Raw genomic sequence first — 4,387 nt, forward strand, 5'->3', positions numbered from 1 at the left:
AGAGCCCCCCACGGTCCAGCGGATACCCGCTTTGCACGCGCAAGTCGAACGAACGGCCTCGCTCATCTCGCGTGGCCATGACTCGTGCAGCCGCTCGTGCTAGGAGGGCGGATGCGGGCGCGGGTCGGTGCGCAGCGCACGCAGGCGGTGCACGAGCGCCGCCGCCAGCACGAGGGCGACGAGCACCCCCACCGCCGTGTCGAAGCCGTGCATCTTCTCGTGCACCTCGTTCCAGTTCTCCGCCAGCTTGAAGCCGGCATAGGCGAGCGCCCAGCACCACGGCAGCGAGCCCGCGAAGGTGAGCCACACGAAGGGCCAGAGCTCCATCTGCGCGATGCCCGCCGGGAGCGCGATGAAGGTGCGCACCACGGGGAGGAGGCGCGCCCAGAAGACCGTCTGCCGGCCCCAGCGCGCGAACCAGCGCTCGGCGAGCTCGAGCTCGCGGTGGCCGAGCAGGACGAAGCGCCCCCAGCGCTCGATCGCCGGACGCCCGCCCCGCGCGCCGACGGCATAGGCGACGAGCGAGCCCACCACGCAGCCGGCGGCGCCGGCGACCGCCACGCCGAGGAGCCCGAGCTCGCCGCGGTACACGAGGTAGCCGGCGAACGGCATGATGATCTCCGAGGGCAGCGGGATGCACGCGCTCTCGATCGCCATCAAGAGGACGATGCCGGGGTAGCCCCCGGCCGAGATGACGGCGACGATGAAGGCGGTGGTGGCGGCCAGCAGGCGCCCGAGCATGGCGCGCCCGTCTATCAGCTTCGCGGGACGGAGGCGAGGTGAACGCCGAGCCGACCGGCCTCGAGGCGCGGCTCGGCCTCCTCGACGCGACCGCGCTGGTCGCCGGCTCGATGATCGGCTCGGGCATCTTCATCGTCTCGGCCGACATCGCCCGCCGTCTGCCCGCACCCGGCTGGCTGCTCGCGGTGTGGGCCATCGCCGGGGCGCTCACCGTGACGGGCGCGCTCAGCTACGGGCACTTCGCCGCCGCCATGCCGCGCGCGGGCGGCCAGTACGTCTACCTGACCGAGCTGTACGGGCCGCTCTGGGGATTCCTCTACGGCTGGACGCTGGTGCTCGTGATCCAGACGGGGACCATCGCGGCGGTCGGGGTCGCCTTCGCGACCTATGCTGGCCAGCTCTGGCCGGCGCTTGCGCCGACCCCGCTGCTCGCGCTGGGAACCTACGAGAGCGGCGCCGGAACGGGCGCCGTCCTCACCGTGAGCCCGGTGCAGCTGGTCGCCGTGGGCGTGATCCTGCTGCTCACCGCCCTCAATGCGCGCGGCCTCGAGGGGGGCCGGCGGGTGCAGAACGTCTTCACGGTCGCCAAGGTCGGAACGTTGCTGGCCGTGATCGCGCTCGGCCTCGTGTTCGGCGGGGCCGCGGCGCGCGCCGCGAACCTGGCGCGGCCCGTATTCGCGACCGACCTCGGCGCGCTCGGGACTGTGATGCAGCTCGGCGCGGCGATGGTGGGCGCCCTCTTCTCCGCCGACGCGTGGGCCAACGTGACCTTCACGGCCGGCGAGGTGCGCGATGCCCGGCGGACCGTGCCGCGCGCGCTCGTACTGGGCACGGGGCTCGTCTGCAGCTTGTATCTGGTCACGAACATCGCCTACCTGAACGTGCTGCCGCTCGCGGGCACGCCCGACGGCACCGACGCGCTCGCGCGCGGCATCCAGCACGCCGCCGCCGACCGCGTGGGCAGCGCAGTCGTGGAACGCCTCGCCGGCGGAAGCCTCGGCGCCACGATCATGGCGCTCGGGGTCATGGTGTCCACCTTCGGCTGCGCCAACGGCCTCGTGCTCGCGGGCGCGCGGGTTGCCTGGGCGATGGCACGCGATGGGCGCTTCCTGGCCGTGGCGGCGCGCCTGAACGCCCGGCACGTCCCGGGTCCGGCGCTCTGGCTGCAGGGCGCGTGGGCGTCGGTGCTGGCGCTCTCGGGGCGGTACAGCGACCTGCTCGATTACGTCATCGTCGCCGAGCTGCTCTTCTACCTGCTCACGGTGGGCGGGCTCCTCGTGCTCGCGCGGCGGAGCGGCGAACGCCCGCGGGGGGCGGGCTACCCGTGGCTGCAGCTCGCGTACCTCGTGCTGGTGGCCGCCCTGGTCGTCGATCTGCTGGTCACGAAGCCGGCGTACACGTGGGGGAGCGTCGCGGTGGTGGCGAGCGGGGTGCCGTTCTACGCGCTCTGGGGGAGAAGCGCGGCCGCATGAGGAGCGAGGAATGTGCGTCGTGCTTGCACCGGGAGGTCGTGCTAGGAACGAAACCGCGAGATGTCGCTCACGCTGGCGGCCGACGGCCGGGACCTGGGAGACCTAGGGCGGAACCACGCCTTGAAGAGAGCCGCAGGACGGAGGTATCGTTCGTTCGTGCTCGACTGGAACGACTGCCCGGTGGTGGAGCGCTTGCCCGGCAAGGTCAGCGGAGAATGGCTCTTCAGAGGTACGCGCGTACCAGTGAAGGCCCTCTTCGAGAACCTCGAGGACGGCGCGCGCGTCGATGACTTCCTCGAGTGGTTTCCGGGTGTGACGCGCGAGCAGGTGGAGGCCGTGCTGCGGCACGCCGAGCGTAGCCTGGCAGTGGCGTGATCGCAGCCGTGCGCGCAGCGGTTGCGCATGAGGATTCTGTTCGATCAGGGCACTCCCGTCCCCTTGCGGCGCGCGCTGGCTGGGCACAGCGTCTCGACCGCGCATGAAATGGGCTGGGCCGCACTCGATAACGGCGCTCTCCTCGACGCCGCCGAGGCAGCCTTCGATGCGTTCATCACCACGGACCGCAGCCTGCGCCATCAGCAGAACCTGACGGGACGCCAGTTGGCAATTCTGGTGCTGCCTACGCCCAGTTGGCCGAAGATTCGGGCTCATACCTCACAAATCACGACGGCCATCGACGCACTCCGTCCCGGCGATCTCGTCGAGTTGGAATTCCCGTAACGGCACGGTCCCGAGCCTCGCGCGGCCACGGGGCGGCCGCCCTACTCAGCCCCCGGCATGCGACCCCGCTCGGCCGCTCGGCGCGCGAAGTGCAGGCAGGCAAGGCGCTCGTCGTCGTCCAGGATTTTGAGACCCTCCCTTCTGAGCGCTGGGCCGACGTCGTCTCGCGTATCCAGCCGCACAGGAACGAGCCGGACGAGGCGTCCCTCGACGAACTCGAGCTGCCATTCGGCCCACGGCTCACGTTCGTGCACCTCGTCGCCCCAGTGCGCGCGAGCGAGGTAGAGCACCGGCCGGCAGCTGGGACAGTGCGCGTAGGCGATGATCGTCGCCGTCTGCCGCTCCGGCTCCAGGGCCCGTGTCCGCCGCAGAACCGGCTTCCCCTGCTCCGATACGACGGCTTCTTCGTCCTCGGGGGCGGCGCTATGCAGCGCGCCGTCGACGACCGCATAGCGCCGCATCGCGTACGCGAGGCTCTTCGTCTGGAGCTCGGCGAGCGGGTGCCCCTCGGCGCAGTGTGCCCGCCCGCGGGGCCACATCGTGATGATATCGAAGAGATGAGTGGACCGTCTCGTATCACACTGCGCTGCCGGCGAAAGATTCACGTCTCGCCGGGCGTGGAAGGTCGTGCGGTGCGTGACACCGCCGGGGCGAGAGGCCGAGCGCGAGAGTGCTCGTGCCCGGCCGACGGGCTCTGGGGGCATCGGAAGCGCGGAGCGCGCGCAGCACGCGAGCACGGCACGGGGCCCCAGAATGACGGGAGGCCGAGCGCGAGAGCGCTCGGGCCGGCCGACGGGGTCTGGGGGCATCGGAAGCGCGGAGCGCGCGCAGCGCGCGAGCACTGGACGGGCCCCCAGATGCGTTAAATAAACAGCGGCGCCATCACGAGCGTGATCGTGCTGAGCAGCTTGATCAGCACGTGCAGGCTCGGGCCCGCCGTGTCCTTGAAAGGGTCCCCGACCGTGTCGCCCACCACCGCGGCCTTGTGCGCGTCGGAGCCCTTGCCGCCGTACTGTCCGGTCTCGATGTACTTCTTGGCGTTGTCCCAGGCGCCGCCGCCGTTGTTGAGCATGGTCGCCATCAGGATGCCGGCCATGGTGCCGACCATGAGGAGCGCCGCCACGGCTTCGGCGCCGGCGCCGAAGGCCGCCTTGAAGACGACGCCGGTCACGATCGGCATGGTGACGGCGAGGATGCCGGGGAGCACCATCTGCCGGAGCGCCCCGCGCGTCACGATGTCGACGCAGCGCCCGTAGTCCGGCCGCTCCCTGCCGGCCAGGATGCCGGGCTTCTCCTTGAACTGCGCGCGCACGTCCATGATCACGTACTGCGCCGCCTGGCTCACCGCCCGGATGGCGAGCGCCGAGAAGAGGAAGACGAGCATGGCGCCGAGGAGCCCGCCCACGAAGATCTCCGGCTTCGCGATGTCGACCGTCTCGATCTTGAAGCCGTAG

General features: G+C 71.1%; 6 protein-coding genes. 3 read left to right on the forward strand and 3 right to left on the reverse strand.

Annotation, left to right across the window (positions count from 1 at the left end; all coding sequences use genetic code 11):
• Positions 1–99 precede the first annotated feature (99 nt).
• Positions 100–741: a DedA family protein gene (locus E6J59_03195; GenBank protein ID TMB22760.1), complete on the reverse strand. Its 642-nt coding sequence runs from the start codon at positions 739–741 to the stop codon at positions 100–102.
• A gap of 110 nt (positions 742–851) precedes the next feature.
• Here E6J59_03195 and E6J59_03200 point away from each other — a divergent pair, with 110 nt between their 5' ends.
• Genes E6J59_03200 through E6J59_03210 form a run of 3 tightly spaced genes read left to right on the forward strand, consistent with a single transcriptional unit; the run spans position 852 to position 2,933 of the window.
• Positions 852–2,213, forward strand: coding sequence for an amino acid permease (locus E6J59_03200; GenBank protein ID TMB22765.1), 1,362 nt, complete (start codon positions 852–854; stop codon positions 2,211–2,213).
• 60 nt (positions 2,214–2,273) lie between these two features.
• Positions 2,274–2,588: a DUF433 domain-containing protein gene (locus E6J59_03205; GenBank protein ID TMB22761.1), complete on the forward strand. Its 315-nt coding sequence runs from the start codon at positions 2,274–2,276 to the stop codon at positions 2,586–2,588.
• Between the two features lie 27 nt (positions 2,589–2,615).
• Positions 2,616–2,933 (forward strand): hypothetical protein, encoded by a 318-nt coding sequence (locus E6J59_03210; protein ID TMB22762.1) that lies wholly within the window; start codon positions 2,616–2,618, stop codon positions 2,931–2,933.
• A 41-nt stretch (positions 2,934–2,974) separates the two neighbouring features.
• On the opposite strand, the gene E6J59_03215 is transcribed toward E6J59_03210, so the two are convergent.
• Both E6J59_03215 and E6J59_03220 read right to left on the reverse strand, forming a co-directional pair.
• Positions 2,975–3,472: a hypothetical protein gene (locus E6J59_03215; protein ID TMB22763.1), complete on the reverse strand. Its 498-nt coding sequence runs from the start codon at positions 3,470–3,472 to the stop codon at positions 2,975–2,977.
• Positions 3,473–3,795: 323 nt separating this feature from the next.
• The coding region (locus tag E6J59_03220; GenBank protein TMB22764.1) for a sodium/proton-translocating pyrophosphatase at positions 3,796–4,387 on the reverse strand (592 nt) is incomplete at its 5' end.

The sequence above is a fragment of the Deltaproteobacteria bacterium genome (genome assembly GCA_005879795.1).
Lineage (GTDB): Bacteria > Desulfobacterota > Binatia > DP-6 > DP-6 > DP-6.

Coding starts and splice junctions, on each gene's coding strand:
- E6J59_03195 (TMB22760.1), bottom strand. CDS start 741: ATGCTCGGGCGCCTGCTGGCCGCCACCACCGCCTTCATCGTCGCCGTC.
- E6J59_03200 (TMB22765.1), top strand. CDS start 852: ATGATCGGCTCGGGCATCTTCATCGTCTCGGCCGACATCGCCCGCCGT.
- E6J59_03215 (TMB22763.1), bottom strand. CDS start 3,472: ATGTGGCCCCGCGGGCGGGCACACTGCGCCGAGGGGCACCCGCTCGCC.
- E6J59_03210 (TMB22762.1), top strand. CDS start 2,616: ATGAGGATTCTGTTCGATCAGGGCACTCCCGTCCCCTTGCGGCGCGCG.
- E6J59_03205 (TMB22761.1), top strand. CDS start 2,274: ATGTCGCTCACGCTGGCGGCCGACGGCCGGGACCTGGGAGACCTAGGG.